The 22399-nt window shown below is 66.8% G+C and carries 17 protein-coding genes; 5 read left to right on the top strand and 12 right to left on the bottom strand.

Annotated elements, in window-relative coordinates:
* Positions 1 to 37 precede the first annotated feature (37 nt).
* The 4 genes from ACQR1I_RS04515 to ACQR1I_RS04500 form a co-directional block, all read right to left on the bottom strand.
* The gene (locus tag ACQR1I_RS04515) at positions 38 to 1348 is read right to left on the bottom strand and encodes a methyl-accepting chemotaxis protein (RefSeq protein WP_434867817.1); all 1311 of its coding nucleotides are present in this window, start codon (positions 1346 to 1348) and stop codon (positions 38 to 40) included.
* Complete coding sequence (locus ACQR1I_RS04510; RefSeq protein WP_434867818.1) at positions 1326 to 1847, bottom strand: PAS domain-containing protein; 522 nt, start codon at positions 1845 to 1847, stop codon at positions 1326 to 1328. Before ACQR1I_RS04510 ends, ACQR1I_RS04515 begins: the two co-directional genes overlap by 23 nt.
* A gap of 652 nt (positions 1848 to 2499) precedes the next feature.
* Positions 2500 to 4017: an aldehyde dehydrogenase gene (gene adh, locus ACQR1I_RS04505; protein ID WP_434867819.1), complete on the bottom strand. Its 1518-nt coding sequence runs from the start codon at positions 4015 to 4017 to the stop codon at positions 2500 to 2502.
* 300 nt (positions 4018 to 4317) lie between these two features.
* The gene (locus ACQR1I_RS04500) at positions 4318 to 5280 is read right to left on the bottom strand and encodes a helix-turn-helix domain-containing protein (RefSeq protein WP_434867820.1); all 963 of its coding nucleotides are present in this window, start codon (positions 5278 to 5280) and stop codon (positions 4318 to 4320) included.
* Positions 5281 to 5600: 320 nt separating this feature from the next.
* Here ACQR1I_RS04500 and aroQ point away from each other — a divergent pair, with 320 nt between their 5' ends.
* Together aroQ and ACQR1I_RS04490 are read left to right on the top strand one after the other, a co-directional pair.
* Positions 5601 to 6056 carry a type II 3-dehydroquinate dehydratase gene (gene aroQ / locus ACQR1I_RS04495; protein ID WP_434867821.1) on the top strand — a complete coding sequence of 152 codons (456 nt, stop codon included), beginning with the start codon at positions 5601 to 5603 and terminating at the stop codon, positions 6054 to 6056.
* Positions 6053 to 7090, top strand: a complete 1038-nt coding sequence (locus ACQR1I_RS04490; RefSeq protein WP_434867822.1) for a Gfo/Idh/MocA family protein — start codon at positions 6053 to 6055, stop codon at positions 7088 to 7090. The genes aroQ and ACQR1I_RS04490 overlap by 4 nt, the downstream gene beginning before the upstream one ends.
* Before the next feature lie 15 nt (positions 7091 to 7105).
* On the opposite strand, the gene ACQR1I_RS04485 is transcribed toward ACQR1I_RS04490, so the two are convergent.
* The 4 genes from ACQR1I_RS04485 to aspA all read right to left on the bottom strand — a co-directional run bounded on the left by ACQR1I_RS04485 (position 7106) and on the right by aspA (position 14475).
* Positions 7106 to 8527, bottom strand: coding sequence for a CapA family protein (locus ACQR1I_RS04485; protein ID WP_434867823.1), 1422 nt, complete (start codon positions 8525 to 8527; stop codon positions 7106 to 7108).
* Positions 8527 to 11355 (bottom strand): DUF3160 domain-containing protein, encoded by a 2829-nt coding sequence (locus tag ACQR1I_RS04480; RefSeq protein WP_434867824.1) that lies wholly within the window; start codon positions 11353 to 11355, stop codon positions 8527 to 8529. The genes ACQR1I_RS04485 and ACQR1I_RS04480 overlap by 1 nt, the downstream gene beginning before the upstream one ends.
* A gap of 278 nt (positions 11356 to 11633) precedes the next feature.
* Entirely contained in the window at positions 11634 to 12950 is a 1317-nt protein-coding gene (locus tag ACQR1I_RS04475; protein ID WP_434867825.1) for a dicarboxylate/amino acid:cation symporter, read from the bottom strand.
* A gap of 25 nt (positions 12951 to 12975) precedes the next feature.
* Positions 12976 to 14475: an aspartate ammonia-lyase gene (gene aspA / locus ACQR1I_RS04470; RefSeq protein WP_434867826.1), complete on the bottom strand. Its 1500-nt coding sequence runs from the start codon at positions 14473 to 14475 to the stop codon at positions 12976 to 12978.
* Between the two features lie 223 nt (positions 14476 to 14698).
* Here aspA and ACQR1I_RS04465 point away from each other — a divergent pair, with 223 nt between their 5' ends.
* Together ACQR1I_RS04465 and ACQR1I_RS04460 are read left to right on the top strand one after the other, a co-directional pair.
* Positions 14699 to 15586 carry a LysR family transcriptional regulator gene (locus ACQR1I_RS04465; protein ID WP_434867827.1) on the top strand — a complete coding sequence of 296 codons (888 nt, stop codon included), beginning with the start codon at positions 14699 to 14701 and terminating at the stop codon, positions 15584 to 15586.
* 93 nt (positions 15587 to 15679) lie between these two features.
* Positions 15680 to 16390: an aspartate/glutamate racemase family protein gene (locus ACQR1I_RS04460; protein WP_434867828.1), complete on the top strand. Its 711-nt coding sequence runs from the start codon at positions 15680 to 15682 to the stop codon at positions 16388 to 16390.
* 77 nt (positions 16391 to 16467) lie between these two features.
* Here the strand turns inward: ACQR1I_RS04460 and ACQR1I_RS04455 are convergent, their stop codons facing one another.
* From ACQR1I_RS04455 to ACQR1I_RS04445, 3 genes are all read right to left on the bottom strand, one after another.
* Positions 16468 to 18108, bottom strand: a complete 1641-nt coding sequence (locus ACQR1I_RS04455; protein WP_434867829.1) for an outer membrane protein — start codon at positions 18106 to 18108, stop codon at positions 16468 to 16470.
* Positions 18109 to 18800: 692 nt separating this feature from the next.
* Positions 18801 to 19781 carry a catalase family peroxidase gene (locus ACQR1I_RS04450; protein ID WP_434867830.1) on the bottom strand — a complete coding sequence of 327 codons (981 nt, stop codon included), beginning with the start codon at positions 19779 to 19781 and terminating at the stop codon, positions 18801 to 18803.
* Positions 19782 to 19989: 208 nt separating this feature from the next.
* On the bottom strand, positions 19990 to 20445 hold the full coding sequence (locus ACQR1I_RS04445; RefSeq protein ID WP_434867831.1) for a VOC family protein: 456 nt from the start codon (positions 20443 to 20445) through the stop codon (positions 19990 to 19992).
* Positions 20446 to 20624: 179 nt separating this feature from the next.
* Between ACQR1I_RS04445 and ACQR1I_RS04440 the strand changes: the two genes are divergently transcribed.
* Complete coding sequence (locus ACQR1I_RS04440; protein ID WP_434867832.1) at positions 20625 to 21143, top strand: ParB N-terminal domain-containing protein; 519 nt, start codon at positions 20625 to 20627, stop codon at positions 21141 to 21143.
* A 51-nt stretch (positions 21144 to 21194) separates the two neighbouring features.
* Here the strand turns inward: ACQR1I_RS04440 and ACQR1I_RS04435 are convergent, their stop codons facing one another.
* Positions 21195 to 22304, bottom strand: a complete 1110-nt coding sequence (locus ACQR1I_RS04435) for a hypothetical protein (RefSeq protein ID WP_434888707.1) — start codon at positions 22302 to 22304, stop codon at positions 21195 to 21197.
* Positions 22305 to 22399 lie beyond the last annotated feature (95 nt).

The following is a 22399-nucleotide window of genomic DNA, read 5'->3' as shown; positions in this document are numbered from 1 at the left end:
CGTCGCGCAGCAAACGGCGGGCGACGGGTTGCCCCGACTATCCCGTCGCCATCAGCCGCTTCATGAACTGGTCGACCTCGCGACGCAGCGTTTCGACCTGACCATGAACCCGCTCGGACGCGTTGTTGACCCGCGACGCGATCCGGCCGGTGTCGGCGGCAGCGCTGCTGATCGCGCCGATGTTGGACGCGACCCGTGCCGTGCCGGACGAGGCTTCCTGAACGTTGTGCGCGATGTCCTGCGTCGCCGCGCCCTGCTGCTGGATCGCGACCGAGATGGTCGAGGCGATCTCGTCGATCTCCGCGATCGTTCGTGCGATCGCCTCGACCGCAGCGACCGACGTGGAGGTCGAGTGCTGCATCTCGGTGACCTTGGCGCTGATCTCTTCGGTCGCCTTCGCGGTCTGGTCGGCAAGACTCTTGACCTCGGCCGCAACGACGGAAAAGCCGCGCCCGGCTTCGCCGGCTCGCGCCGCCTCGATCGACGCATTCAGCGCCAGGAGATTGGTCTGTTCGGCGATTTCGCTGATCAGCTTGATCACGTCACCTATCCGGACCGCAGCATTGGCAAGCTCGCGGATCTCGCTGCCGGCACGATTGGCCTCACCGACCGCACGCCCCGCGCTTTCGGTGGAGCGTGAGACCTGCCGGCCGATTTCGGCGATCGAAGAGGCGAGCTGATCTGCCGCGCCCGCCGCCGTCTGAACATTGGACGACGCACGCCCCGAGGCGGCGATCACATCTTCGGTCTGACGGCTGGTTTCCGTCGCGGCGGTCGCAACGTGGCCGGCGTCGGACTCGAGATCCTCCGCTGCCCCGGCGAGGCCGACGACGATCTGATCGAGTTGCGTGCCGAATTGCCGCGCAAGGCCCGCGATCTCGACCACCCGGCGGCCGAGGCTGTCGGTGCCCTGGTTGATGAGCGCTGCCGAGCGGCGGAATGCACCAGGCAAGCCTCGCACCATGATCTTGCGGAAATGCTTGCCTCGGCTGGCATAGTCCATCGACGCCGACGCCTCGCGCACGAACGCATCGGTGATGTCGAGCATGTCGTTGATCGATTTCTGCAACAAGCCGAGGTCGCCGTGCTGGCGTCGGCTCAGCACCCGCGGCTCGAGATTACCCTTGGCCGCGCTGTGGCAGACCATGGCCGCCTCCGCGACCACGGCGGCGGCGACCCGGAGCTGCCACAGGGCAAGGCCGAGCAGCAGCACGACCACGATGAGCAGCGCCACGCCTCCGGCGAGTGGGGTCGCGCCCGCGACGACGAGCCAGGCCACCCCGCCGAGCGCCAGCAGCGCAGCGGCCGCGATCGAGATCTGCGCCTTAGAGAGAGAGCACGAACTCATCATATTCAACGCCCTGTTGTTTGATCACGCCGACCATCATGTCGAAGCTTGCACGCAGGCCGTCCTTGGCATTGGCGTGGCGTGCCTCTTCGTCGCACAGCGTCTTGTAGATGGGCTCGAGGCGCTCGATCGGCGCCCGCTCGGGTCTGCGGCGGTTGGAGTGATAGCCGACGATATTGCCCTGGTCGTCCAGCGTCGGCGTCACATGGGCGAGCACCCAATAATGGCTGCCGTCCTTGGCCAGGTTGATGACATAGGCGAAGATCTCGCGCTTGGCCTCCAGCGTGTCCCACAGCAGCTTGAAGACGCAGCGCGGCATCCCGGGGTGGCGGATCAGACTGTGCGGCGCTCCCAGGAGCTCGTCGTAGCTATACTTGGCCATGCGAATGAAGACGTCGTTGGCATAGGTGATGCGTCCCTTGCGGTCGGTCTTCGACACGATCAGGTCCTCTTCTCCGAGCATGTGCTCGACACCGGTCGGTCGCACGATGTGGGCCATGGCAGGTCCTTCTTGCGGTCATCACAATGCAGGGCGGACAGACGGGATGGCCCGGCCGGGACGGCCGGCCGGGTCGACGCGGCGGCAGAATCCCGGTGCCGCCCGGCGTGCGGCCGGGTGTCGCCGGCACCCCATCGGCCGGCTTTCGTCGGCCCAGGAAACGGCTGTCCGCCTCCCCGGCCTCAATCTGACGTTAACTGTAAAATATCCCGTTAACCGGGAGCTCCGCCAAAATGCAGAGTCCGCCCGCGGCGAGGCGGGACGCCCCCCACTCGTGGCCAGCGACGGATTCGGACGGTAGGCAAGACCATGCTGTCTCGTCGTCCGGAGCCTCAGGGTTCTTGATGAGATGCGGGAGCCCCCCGAAGGCGCCGCGAGCGGCGCTCCTCACCTTGTCGCTGCCCGGGAACCGCCTTGCCGGTCGGCGAAGGAGGCCAAAGACGTTTCCAACCCGCAGGACACCGACGAAGCCCGGGCCGAATGTCCGCCGACGGCGCGATCGGCTGTCGGCGGAGGTCGATATTGCCGGAAGTCTTACTGTCGGACGATGTGGCGCAAGGGCCGGTTGGTGCGCGCGGGACAATGCGCGACTCGGGTCAACGCACGGGCCGGTCGGGGCGCTCATGCCCGACCGGCCCGGCGCTCCCCTGCCTCAGAAGAAGCCGAGCTTCTTCGGGCTGTAGCTGACCAGCATGTTCTTGGTCTGCTGGTAGTGGTCGAGCATCACCTTGTGGGTCTCACGACCGACGCCGGACTGCTTGTAGCCGCCGAACGCCGCATGCGCGGGGTAGGCGTGATAGCAGTTGGTCCAGACACGTCCGGCCTGGATCGCGCGGCCGAAGCGGTAGCAGGTGTTGGCGTCGCGGCTCCACACGCCGGCACCGAGACCGTACAGCGTGTCGTTGGCGATCGACAGTGCCTCGTCCTCGGTCTTGAAGGTCGTGACCGAGACGACGGGTCCGAAGATCTCCTCCTGGAACACGCGCATCTTGTTGTGCCCCTTGAACACCGTCGGCTTGACGTAGTAGCCGCCGGCCAAGTCGCCGCCGAGCACGTTGCGCTCGCCGCCGATCAGCAGCTGCGCGCCCTCGTTCTTGCCGATGTCGATGTAGGACAGGATCTTGGCCATCTGCTCGGACGAGGCCTGCGCGCCGATCATGGTGGCCGGATCGAGCGGGCTACCCTGCACGATCGCGCCGACGCGTTGCAGGGCGCGCTCCATGAAACGCTCGTAGATCGACTCGTGGATCAGCGCGCGGCTCGGGCAGGTGCAGACCTCACCCTGGTTGAGCGCGAACATCACGAAGCCTTCGATCGCCTTGTCGAGGAAGTCGTCATCCTCGGCGCAGACATCCTTGAAGAAGATGTTCGGCGACTTGCCGCCGAGCTCGAGCGTCACCGGGATCAGGTTCTGCGAGGCATACTGCATGATCAGCCGCCCCGTTGAGGTCTCGCCGGTGAAGGCGATCTTGGCGATGCGGGGCGAGGACGCCAGCGGCTTGCCGGCCTCGAGGCCGAAGCCGTTGACGACGTTCAGCACGCCTGGCGGCAGCAGGTCGCCGATGATCTCCATCCAGACCATGATCGAGGCCGGGGTCTGCTCAGCCGGTTTCATCACGACGCAATTGCCGGCGGCGAGCGCGGGCGCAAGCTTCCAGGCCGCCATCAGGATCGGGAAATTCCACGGAATGATCTGGCCGACGACGCCGAGCGGCTCGTGGAAGTGATAGGCGATGGTGTCGTGGTCGATCTCGGCGATCGAGCCTTCCTGGCCGCGGATGACGCCGGCGAAGTAGCGGAAGTGATCAATCGCAAGCGGGATGTCGGCGGCGGTGGTCTCGCGGATCGGCTTGCCGTTGTCCCAGGTCTCGGCCAGCGCGAGCTTGGCGAGATTGGCCTCCATGCGATCGGCGATCCTGTTGAGGATCAGCGCGCGCTCGGTGACGCTGGTGCGGCCCCAGCCATCCTTGGCGGCATGCGCGGCATCGAGCGCAGCCTCGATGTCGGAGGCGTCGGAACGCGCGATCTGGCACACCGGCTGGCCGGTGATCGGCGAAACGTTGTCGAAATACTGGCCCGCGTTCGGAGCCTTCCAGGCGCCGCCGATGAAGTTGTCATAACGTGCAGCGAACGGCGGCTTGAGCGCCGCATTGACGTCAACCTTGGTCATCTGTCTCTCCCATTCACGCCGATGCACACGGCGTTGAGGACAAGCTCGGGCAAATGAGCTCGACAAGCCAGAGGCCGGCACGACCCCTGCTGCGGAAGTGTCGCAGTTCTGAGACAGATGGCAGTGGAATGATGGAGGGGCGGACGCGATCGAACCATCTCATCGGGCTAAGCGACCGTGACGGGATCGTCAGACAGCCAGCTCGCGTCGCCTCATTATTAGCTCTGCGAAGACAGCTACGCCCGGAGCAAGCCCCGGGCGTAATGACGAACTAACGACCTTGGTCGTAGCTACGATTGGTCAGCGCTCGAGCCCGAGCCGCTTCATCTTCCGATGCAGCGTCGCGCGCGACATGTCGAGCTCCTTCGCCGCCTTGGAGACATTGCCGCCGGCGCGCGCCAGCGCGCGCTTCAGCACGGCCCGCTCGGCGGCGTCGATGTCATCGTCCCCGGCGGTCGTGCCCTTGATGACGTCACCGGCCGGCACCGGACGCGCCAGGGCTGAGCCGGACAGGCCGAGCGCGCGGCGGGCGGCGCGCGTGGCGCCGACGACGAGGTCGTTGTTGTCGACCGCGAGCAGCGAGTTGATCTCGCGCTCGCTGTCCGGCGTCAGCACGATGCGTGCGTGCGGGAAGGCCTGGCGGAAATTCTCCGCCTCGATCAGCCGCGCGGCATCGGCCACCGTGGTCGCGATCAGCCGGCCGAAGCCCTCGGTGAGATCGGTGCGGCAGGACGACACGTCGAGCGCGGCCTTGAGCTGGCCGTGCTCGTCGAAGATCGGCGCGGTCGTGCAGAACAGCCGCGCATTGCGGGTGAGGTAGTGCTGATCACGGTCGATGGTCAAAGGCCGCTTCTCGACCAGGCACGTGCCGATGGCGTTAGTGCCCTCGTGCCGCTCGCTCCAGACGGCACCGGTCCACAACCCCCAGGACTCGAAGGTCGAGTCGTCGCCCCGCGCGCCACGACGGTCGAGCACGGTGCCGTCGGCATCGGCGAGCAGCACCGAGCAACCGACACCGCCGACGGCGAGGAACAGGCGGTCGAGGCTCGCCTGCGCGATCGCGAGCAGCCGCCCGAGCCGCTCGCGCGCAGCCGCGATCTCGGCCGCCGTCAGGCGGCAGGACGGTGCGTGGGTGGCAGGGTCGAGCGCATGCAGATGACCCGAGCGGCGCCAGGATGCGGCAAGCGCCGATACCGCCGGCCCGCCATTGGCGACGACGTCGAGCACATGGTCCGAATGGGAATTCCCGGGCAAACGCCCCATGTCCTTCCTCCGGCCCTCTCCCAGCCCCTGCGGCCCTTCGGGTCCCGCGGGTATTTTCGTCATATTGAAGGGACTACAACACCCCGCTTTGATCCGCGTCAAGGATCGGCGGATCGGACCTGCGCCGGCTGTTGCCAAGCGCGTGAGCTTCGTGGCAATCAACTCCCCGCGCCAGGGCGGCGTGGCATATCGTTGGTCGTCCAGGCACTTGCGGCAGAACGAAGCGACCCTCGGATCCGCCGCACGGTCGCAGGCGGCGCAAGGCCGCCGTTCAGACGCAGGCGGCCAACATCGGGCCGCCCCCGAACCGGAGTTCTCGCATGAGCCGCCTCGTCTATGTTCTCAACGGCCCCAACCTCAATCTGCTCGGCAAGCGTCAGCCACACATCTACGGCCATGAGACGCTGGCCGACGTGGAGCGGGATTGCAGGACGCTGGCGACCGAGCTCGGGCTGGAGATCCGCTTCCACCAGTCGAACCGAGAATACGAGTTGATCGACTGGATCCACGAGGCCCGTGAGACAGCGGGCGGCGTCGTCATCAATCCGGCGGCGTTCACCCACACCTCGGTCGCGATCCTCGACGCCCTCAACACATTCGATGGCCCGGTCATCGAGGTTCACATTTCGAACGTGCACAAGCGCGAGGAATTCCGTCACCATTCCTTCGTTTCCAAGCGCGCCGACGGGGTGATCGCCGGACTGGGCACCCAGGGCTATCAACTCGCGCTGCGGCGCGTGGCCAGGTTGATCGACGAGGCCAAATCGGGATCATGACCCGCCCGCCCGTCCGGCTCGCCGTCGCCGGGGCCGGCCTCATCGGCCGCCGCCACATCGAGCAGATCGGCGCCTCGCGAGAGGCGGTCCTGACAGCAATCGTCGATCCCGCGCCGGCGGCGCAGGAGCTCGCCCAGGGGCTGAACGTTCGCTGGTTTTCATCGCTCGACGAGATGGCTGCCGAGGTCCGGCCGGACGGCGTGGTGGTCGCCACCCCGAACCAGATGCACGTCGCCAACGGCATGGCCTGCCTCGCCGCCGGCCTGCCGGCGCTGATCGAGAAGCCGCTCGCCGATGACGTTGCGGCGGCCGAGACGTTGGTCGAGGCGTTCGAGCGCGCCGGCGTGGCGCTGCTGACCGGCCATCATCGCCGCCACAATCCGATGATCCGGCGCGCCAAGGCGGAGATCGAGTCCGGCCGGCTCGGCCGGATCGTCGCGGTCAACGGCCTGTTCTGGTTGATCAAGCCGGACGACTATTTCGACGTGGCCTGGCGCCGCGAGCCGGGCGCCGGTCCCGTGCTCGTCAATCTCATCCATGACGTCGATCTGCTGCGTCATCTCTGCGGCGACATCGCAGCGGTGCAGGCGGCGCAGTCCAATCATGTGCGCGGCTATGCCGTCGAGGACACCGCAGCCATCATCCTCCACTTCGCCTCCGGCGCGCTCGGCACGTTCGCTGTGTCGGATACGGTCCAGGCGCCATGGAGCTATGAGTTCACCAGCGGCGAGAACCCCGCCTATAGCCGGACGCAGGAGAGCTGCTACCAGATCGGCGGCACCAAGGCCTCGCTGGCGATCCCTCAGCTCGATCTGTGGCATCACCCGGACGCGGCAAGCTGGTGGGCGCCGATTGCGCGCGAGCGGCTGAGCTACGAGCAGCATGACCCGCTCGGCCTGCAGATCGCCAATTTCTGCGCCGTCATCCGCGGCACGGCCGCACCCGTCGTCAGTGGCCGCGAAGGCCTGAACACGCTGCGCGTGATCGCCGCGATCAAGCGCGCCGCCGCCAGCGGGACGTGCGAGAAGGTCTGAGCGAGAACGCCGCGCTCACTCACTCTGGTCGAAGCGCCTCGCGCAGCGCGCGTTGAGGTCGCTGTCAGTCACGCCGGTGAAGCCAAAACCGTTCCAGGCATAGACCTGCGTCCGGGTCGATGAGGGCGTTGCCGAATCCAGCATGATGAAGGAGTCGCCGCGATGCAGGGCGCAAAGATAGGACTGCCCCGCGTCGTCGGCGACCAGCACCGCATCGAGCAGCGGCCAGGCCAGCGCCGATCCGCGCCACTTCGCCACCAGCCCATGACCAGTGACCTCGTAGACATAGGGCCGCGGACCCTCCTCGCCGTCGATCGGCGAGGCGTGACGCTCGAGCGTGAACAGCAGCGGCGGCTGGTCGGCAACGAGCCGTCCGGCTTCCGCCGAGAGCAGCGCGCGCGGCGGGGTGCGCCAGCGGCTGGCCTCTGCGCGGCCTTCGAGAACGAAACGGCCCGAGGCGATCTCGCCATCGCGGATCCATGGGCTGATGGCCTGCCCGGCTATACGCAGCGGCGTCCCCGCCTTGACCGGACATTGCGCGAGATTCGTCGGCGACGAGTCTTGAGCCTTCGCCAAGGCCGGATACGCCGAGCCCTCGGGAGTCCGGGTGTCCAGGCTGCCGCAGACGAGACGATCACCGGTGATCTCGCAATCGGCGATCAGGCCGCGCTTGGTCTGCGGATATTTCTGGTCGAACACATGATTGCCGAGTGAGTAGAACACCGGCTTGCCGTCGACGCAGGCCGGTGGCTGCACCACATGCGGATGCGCGCCGATGATCAGATCGGCGCCCTGCCCGATCAGCCATTTGGCGCCGGCCTCCTGCTCCGGTACCACCCAGTCGGCGAGTTCCTTGCCCCAGTGCACAGAGACGATCACCCACTCCGCCAGGCTTCGCGCCAGCCGCAGCTTCTGCGCCACCTGCCAGGACGGCAACCGATCGATCTGCCCGTCGCGACCGGCCACGAGGTTCAGGCTGATCAACGCGATCGTCCGCCCGCGGACATTGACGAAGGCCGGCGACTCCGCCGCCCCGATCGCGCCGAGGCCAGCGGCCTGCAGCGCTTCGCGCGTTGCCTTGCGCCCGGCTTCGCCGAGATCGCCGCTGTGATTGTTGGCGATGCCGAGCGCGGTGAAGCCGGCATCCTTGAGCAGCGGCACCAGATGCGGATCGATCGCGAAACACAGCTCCTTCGGCGCCTCGCATGTCTCGGGCGCGCCGATAGTGCCCTCTAAATTGCCGAGTACGAAATCGGCGCGCCGGAGCTCGTCGCGCAGGCCAAGCCACGGCGACAGGCCGCCGCGCGCGGCGATCTCGCGCGACACCTGGCGCGCCAGCATGATGTCACCGGTGAACAGCAGCCGCGCTGCGTCGGCGTCCGCCGCCTCCGCTCGCGCGCTGACGAGCGCGAGCAGCAGTGATAGCCAAATCCGCATCACGGCTGGCGCGCGGGACACGACAGCACATTGGCCGATAGATGCCGCGACACCCAGTCCGGCCGCGCCTGCCCGTCGACCATCTTGCGCCACTCGGCATCGTCGAGCGGCCGCGGCGATGCGAACTCGTAGTAGGAATAGACGCCGCCCTTGACGATCTCCGAGCGGCCGTAGTGCGGCACGATCTGGTCCCATTCGAGCGGCCGGCCTACGCCGAGCTCGCGCGTGCCGGACGGCGCGTCGGCGACGTCGACCACCTTCATCATCGGATCGGGATTGGACAGTGCGTATTGCGGATTCGACAGGCTCGAGAAGATCAGGAAGTTGTGCTCGGCGGCGCGGCCGACATATTGGATCAGCTTGTAGTCCTCGGCGCCGAGCATCTCGCCGCGCAGCTCCTTTTCCGCGATCCTCTGATACTTGCGGACGTTGTCGCGCGATTCCGTGAGGCGCCGGACGATGCCGTCGCGGAGCCGGCGGTTGGCGGCCGGATCGGCGGCGAGGCTCCGGCTGTCACGCACCATGGCGATGGTCGCGTCGAACAGGTCGGCGATGGCCGCGAAGCTCGCCGGATCAGGCTCGACATAGCCGCGCGGCGGCTGCATCACGATCGCCTCGAAGCCGCCCTCGCCGCATTCGGCCACCGTCTTGTCGTTGACCAAGACGGTGGCGTGGCGCAGCGTGGCCCATGACGCGAGGCCGGTCTGCAGGCGCTTGGCGTTCCAGACAGGACCGGCGACCGCCGAATTGGTGGTACTGTCGGCCCATTGCGTGGCCAGCGCGGCGATCCAGGAATCGTAGAGGCCGTTGCGCGACTTGCCGCCGGCTGCGGCAAAGCGCTGGCGCACGGCCGCGATGCGGCCGCCGAGATTGGGATAGGCGGCGATGTCACTGGCGAGCAGTTCTCCGGCGAGACGATTGCCGGCGACGGCCGCGAAATCGAGCCCGGAGGGCAGCAGGCGCGAACCACCATCGCGCGTCACAATGCGCTCGGATGCCGACCGATCAGAATGGTCGACCACATTGTCGAGCGCCTCGTTGTCCCAGCCCCAGGACAGCGGAAACAGCCGCGTGCCGCGCGTGTCCGGGTGCGAGGCGATGGTCGAGGCGGCGCCACCCCAGACCAGGTCGAGCCGCGACGAGGCGATGAATGGCCGATAGACCGCGATCCAGTCCGTCGCCGCCTTGCCGACCGCGGCATCGAGGCCGCGCAGGACAGCGGTGTCCTCGACCGACAGCGGCAGCGCGCTGAGATAGCGCACCGCGCTGAAATAGCGCTTCTGCTGATCGGTCGTGTAGTGACCGCGCGGCTTGAACTGGGCAAAGTCGAGCGGCGCCTGCAGCGCCAGCGACTGCTCGGTACCGCGCGCCGCGACGATCAGGCGGGCCTCAGCATTGGAGTCGCTTCGACCCTCGAGCACCGCGTGAGCCGCGGCGAACGCCTTGGCCATGCGGCTGCCAGGATGGCGCTTGGCGAGCTCCGCATCGCCGGCGGCGACGAAGCGTGCGAAAGCCGGCGACGCCTGCTCACGCTCGAGGATGATGAACAGCCCGTCGAAGGCGGCGCTGTACAATTCCCAGAACAGGTCCGTGGTGACGAAATAGGGCCGCGTCGGCACCCGCGTGTCGGGCGCGCCGCATTGATAGGACTCGGTGTCGTACAGCTTGAAGAGCTGGTCCATCTCCGGAAGCCGGCGGAACAGGCCGCGATCGCGCAGGAAGGCCTGCTGATCCCCGGCGCTCTCCATGTACATCCAGGCATTGGCGACGTCGGCGAGCGGCACCGAGATCGGCAGATAGCGCAGGCTCCTGGTGGCGCCATCAACAGTGAGCGCGACGACACCGCGGCCGTCCGGCATCTGCGACGGCACCGAATCGAGCTTGAACTCGCTGAGCGCCGGCTGGTCGGAGCCGTCGATCAGGCCCTTGATGCGGATGCCGGGCTGGCCGGCCTGCCAGTCGATCGCCGCGATGCCGTTCGGCGTGTAGGTCAGCGTATGGCCGCAGTCGCGGCCGAACGGCACGCTCTTGCCCCAATTGTCGGCGGCGTAGCTGAGCTTGTGCAGGCATTTCTTCTGGTCCTCCCAGACCAGCTGATTGCCGGCGGGATGGAATTGCAGCGGCAGCGCCGACGGCGCGATCGTGGTGTTCGGCGTCTCGTCGTCGTCCTTCTTGCCGGAATCGCGCTGCGGCCCGACCACCGTATACAGCCCCTTGCCGGTCTCGGTGACGGTGCGCAGCGCGTAGGCGCCGCTGGCGAGCTTCTCGCCGAAGAACAGGCGCAATACCGGTGCCTTCTCGCCGTTCACCTCATAGGGCCGCGGACCGACGACGAGCCGTCGCAGCGATGCGGCGCTGGAATACACCGTCTGCGCGGTGAAGCTCGCCGCCTTGGCGTCGAGCTTCAGGATCTGCGAGCCACGCTCGCTTGTCGCGAGCAGAAACACCGCCTTGCCGCGCGGGTGCCAGGTGATCGAGGCAAGCCTGATTTGCGCCGGCACGTCGATGCGGCGGGAGAATCCATCGCGGCCGAACGTCCAGAACGCCACCTGCTGGCGGCGGCTGGCGTCCTCGATGATGACGGCAACCTCGGTTCCGGTCGGCGACGCCTCGTAGTCGCGCAACGAGAGCCCCTGCGGCAGATCGAGCGCAACCGCCTCGGCTGGCGATCGCGCCACCACGGTCTCTTCCTCGTCATAGGCGAACGGCCCCTGATACGGTTCGCTCGGCGCCGCCGCCTCGTCGACCAGCGGAGCCTGCGCGCGGGCACCGGTCATCACCAGCAGGATGGCACAGCCGGCCAGCAGCGCGCGGGATACGATCGTCATGCGGTTCTCCGTCTCCCTGCACGCAGCCGAGTACGGCCGGTTCGATGGTCGGATCAATATGTCCGCGCGCGGCATCGAAACGTTCAATGGCACCGCTCGTTCGCGAAAGTCTCCGGCCGACGCGCGCCATATGATGCGAAGGCGGAGGACGGTGCAAGAGGTTGAGCCGGGCACGCGCAAGGCCGCACGGCGGAGCACGGCATGAGCGAAGACCACCGCAAGCGAAACGGGCCCCGCCGATGAGCGGAGCCCGTGCGCTGACGTGAATGTTCGGAGCCTCAGCCTGCTATCGCGACCTCAGCCGTGACAGCCTGTTCGGGCGCCGGGCTTTCGTGCATCTCCCGCTCGCCCTCCCAGGTCGCGACGGCGGCGGTGGCGATGCCGTTGCCGATCACGTTGGTCATCGTGCGGCCCATGTCAAGGATCTGATCGATGCCCATGATGAGGAGGATGCCGCCGACCGGCAGGTTGAACAGCGGCAGGGTGGCGGCGACCACGACGAGCGAGGCGCGCGGCACGCCGGCGATGCCCTTGCTCGTCACCATCATCACCAGCAGCAGCGCGACCTGCTGCGCGATGCCGAGCTCGATGCCATAGGCCTGGGCGATGAACAGTGCCGCGAAGGCCTGGTACATCATGGAGCCATCGAGGTTGAACGAATAGCCGAGCGGCAGCACGAAGCTGGTGATCCGCCCCTTGACGCCAAACTTGGTCAGCTGCTCGATCATCTTCGGATAGGCCGCCTCGCTGCTGGCCGTGGAGAACGCCAGCAGCATCGGCTCCCGCAGCAGCCTGATCAGCTGGAACACCGGCGATCCCAGCACCACCAGGCCCGCAATGATCAGGATCGTCCAGAGCACCGTAAGGCTGAGATAGAACGTCGCGATGAACTTGCCGTAGGTCACGAGCACGCCGAGGCCCTGCATGGTCACGACCGCGGCGATCGCAGCAAACACACCGAACGGCGCGAAGCGCATCACGAAGCTTGTGATCTGCAGCATGACGAGCACGAGCTCGTCGATCGAGGTCGCCAGCGTGCGGGCGTAGCCGGTCTTCAGCCGGCTGAGCGCGAGGCCGAAGAACACCGCGAACACCAGGATCTGCAGCACTTCATTGGTCGCCATCGCCTGCGCGGCGCTGGCCGGCACGACGTGGGTGATGAAGTCCTTCAGGTTGATGCCGGCCGTCTGCAGGTTCGTCGCCGCATCGGCATTGGGCAGCGGGAGCATCAGGTCGTGACCGGGCGCGAACAGGTTCGCGAAGACCATGCCGAGCCCGAGTGAGACGACGGACGCGGACACGAACCAGCCCATCGACCGGGCGGCGATGCGCCCGACCGTGCGGCCCTCCGCGCCGAGGCTGGTGATGCCCGAGACGATGGTCGCGAACACCAGTGGCGCGATGATCATCTTGATCAGGCGCAGGAACACGTCGGTGACGATCGAAAAATAGCCGGCGATGGTCTTGGCCATCTCCGGCGTCGGCGCCAGGATGTGGCAGATGTAGCCGGTCACGATGCCCAGTAGCAGGCTGGCGATCAGGGCATGGGTCAGGCGCTTGGAGTGCATCGTCGAACTGTCGGCGGCGCTCGTCATGGTCGTTTGGTCTCCCTTGATTTTATCAGTTGAGGTTCGTGGCGGCCGGCCGCTGCCCGTCGGCCGCGCAGTCCTTGCGGCGATCCCGCAGCGGTGGAGGTCGCACCGCGCTCTCCTTGTCGCCGGCAGGCACGATGATGCTTTGCGGCCGCGTCAGGTTCTCCGGCTTGAGGATCTCGGCGAGCTTCTCGTCCGAGAGCAGGCCGCGCTCGCGCACGAGCTCGGCAACGCCGCGACCCGTGGCATGGGCTTCGACCGCGACGGCGGTCGCGGCGGCGTAGCCGATGTAAGGGTTGAGCGCGGTGACGAGGCCGATCGAATTCTCGACATCGGCCAGCAGCCGGTCGCGGTTGGCGGTGATGCCATTGACGCAGCGTTCCTCCAGCGTCAGGCAGGCCTGCCGCAGATGGCTGACGCTCTTGAACAGGCTATGCGCGATGATCGGCTCGAAGGCGTTGAGCTGCAGCTGGCCGGCTTCCGCCGCCATGGTCACCGTGAGATCATTGCCGATCACTTCGAAGGCGACCTGGTTGACCACCTCCGGAATCACCGGATTGACCTTGCCCGGCATGATCGAGGAGCCGGCCTGCACCGCCGGCAGATTGATCTCGTTGAAGCCCGCACGCGGCCCGCTCGACAGCAGACGGAGGTCGTTGCAGATCTTGGAGATCTTCACGGCGATGCGCTTGAGCACCCCCGACACCTGCACGAACGCGCCGCAATCCTGCGTCGCCTCGACCAGGTCCGGCGCGGTCATCAGCGGCAGCCCGGTGATCGCGATCAGATGCTTGCAGACGATGCGGGCATAGGCCGGATGCGAGGCGATGCCGGTGCCGATCGCGGTCGCGCCCATGTTGATCTCCTGGATCAACAGCGCAGCCTCGTGCAGCCGCTCCTGGTCCTCGCCGAGCATGACCGCATAGGTGTGGAATTCCTGCCCCAGGGTCATCGGCACCGCATCCTGCAGCTGGGTGCGGCCCATCTTGAGCACGTCCTTGAATTCGTCCGCCTTGCGGGCGAAGGCGAGGCGCAGGATGTCCATCGCCGCTGCGAGATCGCGCAGGCCGCGGCAGGCCGCGATCTTCAACGCCGTGGGATACACGTCGTTGGTACTTTGGCTCATGTTGACGTGCTCGTTGGGATGCAGCCGCGCATAGTCGCCCTTGGCGTGGCCGAGCAACTCCAGCGCGCGGTTGGCGATCACCTCGTTGGCATTCATGTTGGTGGAGGTGCCGGCGCCGCCCTGGATCGCGTCGACTGGGAAGTGCTCATGCAGCTTGCCGGCGCGCACCTCCTTGCAGGCCGCGACGATCGCCTCGCCCCTGACCTCGTCGAGCAGGCCGAGCTCCATATTCGCGAGTGCCGCGGCCTGCTTGATCGCGGCGAGCGCGTTGATCAGTTGCGGATAGCTGGAGATCGCGATCCCGGTAATGCGGAAGTTCTCGGCCGCGCGCAGCGTGTGCACGCCATAATAGGCCTCGGAAGGGACCTCGCGGTCGCCCAGCAGATCATGTTCGGTACGCACGTCTCTTCCCTTCGTTGTCCTTGACGGTCACGCCACATTGATGCGTCGCAGCGCGCGGGGCCGATGCGGCGGATGTTTTGTTCAGGACGCGGCAACGATCCAATGCTATGTGCGCACCCGTCATTCCGAGTTTGCATGAACTCCAACGCTGCAACCGGGTATGACGCCGCTGACGCCTCCCCCGATCGAAGGGTTTGCGCAGTGGGAGGAACGAGGTCGGATCATGGAATTGAAGTGGCTCGAGGACTTTCTCAGCCTCGCGCGCACCCGCAGCTTTTCGCGCGCCGCGGAGGAGCGCCACGTCACGCAGTCTGCATTCAGCCGCCGCATTCAGGCGCTCGAGCTGTGGCTCGGCGTGTCGCTGATCGACCGCTCCAGCTATCCGACCACCCTGACCGCTGAAGGCCGGCTGTTCCTCGAGACCGCCGAAGAGACCGTTCGTATGTTGCATGCCAGCCGCGTCTCGCTGCAGGCCAACATGCGGCCGAGCACCCAGATGGTTTCGGTCGCGGCGCTGCATACGCTGTCGCTGCGCTTCTTCCCGCGCTGGTTTCGCAGCATCGAGCAAAGCATCGGACAGGTCGGCAGCCGGCTCTTGCCCGACGACTTCCACAGCTGCCTGCAGGCGATCGTCGAAGGCAGCTATGATTTTCTGCTCACCTTCCACCATCCCCACGTGCCGATTCCGCTCGAGCCGGAGCACTTTCCGCATCTCGTCGTCGGCACCGACAGCCTGGTCGCCGCGCGCAGCCCGCAGCTTTCCGGCGGCGAGAGCGCGCCGCTGCCCTTGCTGAGCTATGCCACGAGCTCGTTCCTGGGGCGGCTCGCGACCTTCGCGCAGGCGCAGTTCGCGCAGGCCGACGGGGCGCCGCCGGTGCAGGTCGCCCATACCAACGAGAATGCGATGGCCGACGCGCTGCGGTTCATGGCGCTGGAAGGCCACGGCCTCGCCTGGCTGCCGCGTAGCCTGATCGCCCGGGATCTCGACGAAGGCGCGCTGATCCTGCTCGGACCGGAAATTCCGCTCGAGATCCGGCTATATCGCAGCCTGCGGCGGACCCGGCCGGTGGTGGAGCGGGTCTGGACCGCGGCGCGGCAGCTATCGCCCTAAACTATGCCAAATCGGAATGGCGCTGTCGGCCTCGGCATTGGATTTGACCGCGCCGCCCCCGCATTGTCAGCGGGACAGGGAGGAAATGAGACGATGATGCTTGGCGTTCTCGGCGGCATGGGCCCGATGGCGACGGTGGATTTCATGGGCAAGGTGATCCGGAATACGCCGGCGGCCTGTGACCAGGACCACATCGAGATGGTGGTGTGCTCGGCCACCTCGGTGCCGGACCGCACCGCCGCGATCCTCGATCAGGGCTGCGATCCCCTGCCCGCGATGCTCGACGCCCTGAAGCGGCTGGAGCGCTCCGGCGCGACCTGCATCGCCATTCCCTGCAACACCGCGCATCATTGGCACGGCGAGCTGCAGGCACGCACGGCGGTGCCGATCCTGCACATCGTCGACGCGCTGGCCGATGCGCTTGCCGAGCGCGGCCTGCAGGGCGCGGCGATCGGCTTGCTTGCGACCGACGGCACGGTCCGCGCCGGCATCTATCAGCGTCGCCTCGCCAAGCGCGGCTTCAGCTGCGCGATGCCCGCTGCGGATGGACAGGCCGAGGTGATGCGCGCCATTCGTCTGGTGAAGGCGGGCCATGTCGACACCGCGACCGCGATCCTGAGCCGCCAGGCAAAGGCGCTGATCGCCAAGGGCTGTGCCCAGGTGGCCATGGCCTGCACCGAGATCCCGCTGGCGCTCGCTGCCGTGCAGGACGATCTGGCATCACGGCTGCTCGACCCGACCGACACGCTGGCGCGTGCCTGCGTCCGATCGTGCCTGGCCGGGCCTGAACGGCGGGTGGCCTAGACGAGCCGACCGCCGCAGACGAAAAAGGCCGCCTGGACGAACCAGGCGGCCTTGTCGTGTCGCACGCCGCCGCGGTTTCAGTGCCCGCCGCGCGACAGCATCTCGAAGCGATAGTTGATGCCGATCAGAGCCGTGTGGATCTGGGTCTTCTGGCTGACGACGTTCGGACCGCCGGTCACCGCGGCTGCGCCGGGCAGCGTTCCGGTCGCCGTGCCGAAATCGGCGTAGTCATATTCCGCGAACGCCGACCAGTGGCGGGCGAACATCCATTCGGCGCCGACGCCGACCGTCCAGCCGCTGCGATTGAAGGCCACGCTCGCGGAGCCACCCGTACCGGTGTTCGTCGCCGTCACGCCGGTCCGGGTCCACGCGGCACCGCCGCGTGCATAGAGCAGCACCTCGGGCGTCACGAGATAGCCGGCCCGCACGGTCGCGGTGTAGAGGTTGCTGGTGCGCGAGTTCAGCGTCAGCTGCGGCGAGACGGTGTTCGACGCGTTGATGATGCCGAGATCGGCCATCGCCTGGATGCCGACGACGAAGCGATCGACCTGATAGTCGCAGCCGAGCTGGATGCCGCCGACGACGTCGCTGTTATTGGTCGCGACAGAAGCCGGAATCTGCAGCGCCACCACGGGCGCCGGCACCACGCCGCCACCGCCGACGACGGGCGGCGGATTCGGCTGCGGCTGTGGCTGCCCGCCGCCATTGTTGACCGGCGGCGGCTTCATCGGCCAGCCCGGCTTGTTCGGCGGCATCGGCTTCCAAGCCCAGCCGCCATGGTCGTGCTTCTGCCAACCATCCTTCGGCCAGTTATCTTTCTGCCAATTGTCGTTCTTCCAATTGTCCTTCTGCCAGACGTCCTTCTGATAGCCGCCCTTCTGCCAGTTCTTGTCGTGGTCGTCGTCGCGGTCCGGCTTCAGCCAGGCGTATTTGTCATACTCGCCCTTGCCCGGCTTCGCCCAGACGTAGCTCGGCTTGTCGTGATCGTCCTTGTGATCGTGGCGAAGCCAGTCGTAGCGGTCGGAATAGCCGCTCGAGCGGAGCTGCGACCAGCCGCCGGACTTGTCGTGATCGTCGTCAGACTTTCTCCCGAACCAGCCGCCTCCGGCATATTTCTCGTCCTTATAGCCGGGCTTGTAATCGTCCTTGTCCTTGCCGTCCTTGTAAGGCTTTGCCTCCCACGGCCAGCCATGGTCGGCATGCTCGTAGCCGCCGCCCTTGCCGACATGCGGCCAATAGTGCCCATCGTCATGGTCAGGCTTGTCGTACTTATGATCATGCTTGTTCCAAGCGTGATCCTTGTAGTTGTCGTCGTGATGGTGCTTGCCCGGCTGCCACCAGCCCTTGCCGCCGTGATCGCCGTAGACCGGCGGCTTATAAGGAGGCTTGTGGGGCGGCTTCCATCCGCCCGGATTGTGCGGCGGCGGCGGGTTGACGACGACCGGTGGTTTGACGACCGGCGGTTTGACGACGGGAGGGTTTCCGACCGGCTGGCCAGGGACCGCGGGCGCGGCGGCATTGGCGACCTGATTCCAGGCCTGCTGCTGGCGCGACCAGGCGATGCCGGCGTTTGCGCCGGCATGGCAGCCACTCCATCGGTAGGCGAAGACGTCGGGCGGCGGAAGCGGGGGAGGCAGGGCAAGATCAGTCGCCCAGACCGATGTCGTACTTCCTGCGAAAGTAGAAAGACAAAGACACACGCCAAATACGCGACGCATCGAACTCATAACTCCTGAACACGTGTCGCAACAAGCGACGGCCGCATCAGGAGGGTCAGATTGTGTCGCGATCTGAATTGAAAAATGTCAGCCGTAGGAAATGCGCGTCGCGGCAGCGGCGCGCTCAAACTTCAAGGTTGAGTGTTGCAAGCGGGACGCAGGATTCTGGCGAAATGTAGCAGCGCATGTGAAGCGATCGAGACGCGGTTGTCGCGCGACGACATCACACGCGACCAATGCGGCGTGCACTTCGATGCACATGCGGCATCGGCATCGCGGAGACCCGCATCACTCTGACAGCCTGCCGCAGCAGCCTTCTCGCATACGAGCGACGGCGAGCCGTCGGTCGCGCTGACGGAAGCAGAGCCGGTCGCGCTGCGAGCGCGTCGTATCAGTGATGACGTGGAGCCATGCCGGAGACGATGCCGCATCGGACATGCGCGCTCATGGTCTCGCCGCATCCGAGATGACCCGACGGCGTGCGGCCTCGCGCGTTGGAGACAGCAGCGCGTCGGCGCGCGCCACATGATCGCGCCAATTGCCGTTGTGCCGCTGCAGTTGCGGCGTCATTGACGAGGCGAAGCGAAGGAACGGCGGCCAAAGTTTGTCCGCATCCCGGCGCGCGACGCGATCGCGCACCGGCTTCGGCGCATTCGCGCCGCGACGGCGTGTCGTCCGCCGCGGCGTCACGCTCAGGGATTGCGCCGGGAGAACGAGATGGCGTAGGCGGCGTTGCGGATGTCGATCATCGGATCGTCCGACGTTTCGATGCCGTCGGTGAGCTGGCCAGGCAGGAACAACAGCTTCTTCTGCGCGGCGTCGATGTCGTCGACCGCCTTGTCGATGGTGACGACGCCGAGTTCGACCAGCTTGCGATCCTCAGGCCAGGGCTTCGCAGGATCCTTGGTGTCGTCGCCGGCAGCGGCGAGCTGCGCCATGAAACGGAACGCGACCGTGCCCTGCTTCAGCCGCGCCGGCAGCTCGGCCATCAGGAAGTCCGGCGCGCGCTTGGCGGCGTCGTCCTTGTCGAGATGCACGACCTTCTCCGGCAGCATCTGCCAGCGCACGGCCTGCCTGGCGCCGGCCTTGTTGACGAGCACGAAGGCATTGACGCCGAAATAGGCCTCGTCGGCAAAGCTGTCCGGCGTCGCGATCGTGCCGAGCGCCGCCGGCACCGACGGGTGGCTGCCGATGAACTGCTCCAGCTTGGTCGGCTTGGCCGCGTTCGGCCCGCTATCCGCGATCGCCAGGAACAGGTCGCGCAGCTCAGCACCGGTCGAGACCGGAAAGAACTTCAGCGAGTTGATGACGAGGTCCATCTCGCTGCCGTCGGCGAGATGAAACTTCACCGCCATGCCGTGCGGGTTGGCATCGCCGGAGCCGTCCGGCAGGTTGGGCACGCCAGTGGAGTCCGAGAACCGGACCGTCACCGGAATCTCAGCCCCGCCGAACAGCGAGGCCTTGCTCAGGCTCGCAGCCTCGGCCGACGGCTTGAACTTGCCCTCGACCACCACGCCCTTGGCATGATTGGCGCGGAATCCGGCATGCACGCCGAACACCTTGTTCATCGCATTGACGAGTTGCTCCTCCACCGGAGCGTCCTGCGCGAAGACTGCGGCGGGCAAGGCGATAACGATGGCGGCCAGCGTGGCGACGCGTGCGCGATGGATCATGAGCGGCATCCTCCTGTTGAAGAGCACCGCAGCTTAGCAGCCTCGATTGACATGCGAGCGACTTTCGCCGGGAAGACGTTGCTCATTATTATCGCAATCGGCTTCGCGGCGATGGAACTCCACGAGCACACCGGTCATGAGTTCCCAACATCCGTCCATGGTGACGGAGTCCGGGCTCGCGCTTCGCGCGCCTGGAATGACGAGGGGCTCAAACCGCCGTCGTGGCGCTGATCGTCACGTAGTAGCCGTCGGGATCGCGCAGCGAAAACTCCAGCGTTCCGGTGTTGGGGTTGAGATGCGGCTCCTCGGCGAGCCGCGCGCCGAACTGACGCGCGCGCAACAGGGCAGCGTCGAACGCGTCGAGGCGGAAGAACAGCAGGAGCCCGTTGCCCGGCGTTCCCGCGTGCGGCGACGCCAACGACGGATGCTCATGCGCGCCCCAGGCATGACAGCAGAGCAGCACCGTTCCATCAGACGCGATGACCTGCCCGAAATGGTCATGCGCCGGCACCCGATCGGGCAGGCCGAGCAATGCTTGATACCACGCCACGCTGCGCGCCACGTCGGTGACACCGATGATCGTCCACAGGCATGTCATCCGTTCCTCCCCTGCAGTGACAATACCCCAGGCCGGTCGCGGCCAAGCCATGATCAACGCCGTCAATGCGATGCCGATCCTCGCCGGACGTCGCGCCCGTCAGCCGCGCCTTGCGGCGAACCGCCGAATGTCCCTATTGTATCCCTTCGTGCCCGCGTCTCCATCCATGTCCGGTCTGCCCAGTGTCCGGAACCGGGGGATCGTGACATTGTCCGGCCGCGCACGCCCATGACGGAGTTTCGATCGTGTCCGCACCGGAAAGCTTTGCCATCGACAAGATCCACGTTCCAGACAAGAAGCGCAAAGCCCTCAAGCAGGACGTGGTCGACGCGCTGGCCGAGAGCATCCTGGAATCCGGACAGCGCGAGCCCATCCTGGTGCGCCGCGACAAGGACCATTTCGTGCTGGTCGACGGCCTGCACCGCCTGGAGGCCTGCAGGGCGCTCGGCGAGCCCGCCATCAAGGGCATGCTGATCTCGGCCGAGGAAGCGCGCCAGCGCGAGCTGCCACCACCGCCCCCGGATCCGGAGCGCGAGAAGATGGAGCGGCTGCGCAAGCTGCGGCTGGAGAAGGAGGAAGCCGACAGGCTCGCCGCGACGCGCGGCGGCCAGGGCGCCCACGCGGCAATGCGTCCGCGGGCGGAGCCTGCGAGTGGAAGCGGCCGCACCACGGCAACGAAGCCGACTCGCCCAGCGGCGGGAGCAGCGCCAAAAACATTGTCGGACTGGATCAAGCAACAGGAGCGCAGCGGCGGCCGTTATTGATCGTCCGTTCGCCGATGGCGCCGGCGCGCGACCGTGCGCCAGTCCATAAGATCACCTCAGCGCCCGGACGGCCGCTGCGTCCAGCTCCGTACACGCGTTGGCAGGAGCGCGGGGCCACGGGCCAGATGCTGTCTTGCCGCCCGGCCGACCGGATCTCCTGCTCACCGCACCCGCTGCCAGCCCTTCGGCGACCAGCGCAGGAGCATGTTGGAGAGCGGTTTTGGCGCGCGGACCGTGAGATTGCTGGCGAGCGTCCGCAGCGCGTCGATCGCCGCGGGCGACTCCTCGCCGCTGTAGAGCGAGGTCCGGCGACGGCGCGGCGACGATCAGCACGCCGCCCAGCGCTTGCGCCAGCGGCGCCCAGCTGTCGATCAGCGCCAGCCGACTGCTCTCATAATAGTCGCCGGTGATGTGGCCGAACTGTCCGGCCGGCACCGCCTTGGCCACCGTCATGATCGGCTTGAGCCGACGCCGGACATTGGCGAGCCCGAGATCAATGACCTGGTCGGGCGTGAGGCCGAGCGCAGCGAGATCCGGTCTGGCAACGACCTTGGTCGTGCGTGAGGAGTCGAGCACCGGCACGATCACCAGCCCCTCGACAAGGGGCCGCGTCGCGGCGAGACCGTTGGCTCCGAGTTGCTCGGCGGCGCGCTGCATGTCCGTCGCCTGCCGCACGACGACGCGCAGGTTCTCCTTGACCGGCTTCTCAGTGGCGGTGCGCGTCGCCTGCACGACGCCGCTCACATAGTTGGTGATCTCCCGAAGACACCCGGCGGTATCGGTTTGGCAGAACGCGTGGATGCGATCGAGATTGGCCTGCATCGGCCCAATCGTGAGCGTCAACGGTCCCTTGATCTCGACCGGCGTCGGACGCAACGCTGCGCGCAATCGCTGCGCGACGAAGTCGGTGAAGGCGGCCTCGCTGGTGGGGACCTGCTGGGCAGACGCGGACGTGGCGAGCAGCACAACGGAGAGTGCGATCACGCCGGCACCCAGGGACCAACGCGCGAGCGGCACCGTGTGAAGGCCATGCCGCCGCACGCCAACCAAGGCAAGCATACTGAGACAGAGCAACAGGACGACACTCAATGGCGACTCCGGGGCAGGATCTTCTTCGCCAGCAATGATGCTCATCATTCCCGAACCCATGCCGCCGATCAACCTCGTCCCCCGCGGCCATTGCAGGATTATGAGTGGGGTCAGAGCTTCTCTGCCTCCAGCAATGTCGCGATGCCCATGGCGTGCCGCGCGGGATG

Source organism: Bradyrhizobium sp. HKCCYLS2038, assembly GCF_051167655.1.
In the GTDB taxonomy this organism is placed as follows: Bacteria; Pseudomonadota; Alphaproteobacteria; order Rhizobiales; family Xanthobacteraceae; genus Bradyrhizobium.
The sequence above is the reverse complement of the archived record's forward strand: the minus strand, read 5'-3'. Positions and strand labels throughout refer to the sequence as shown.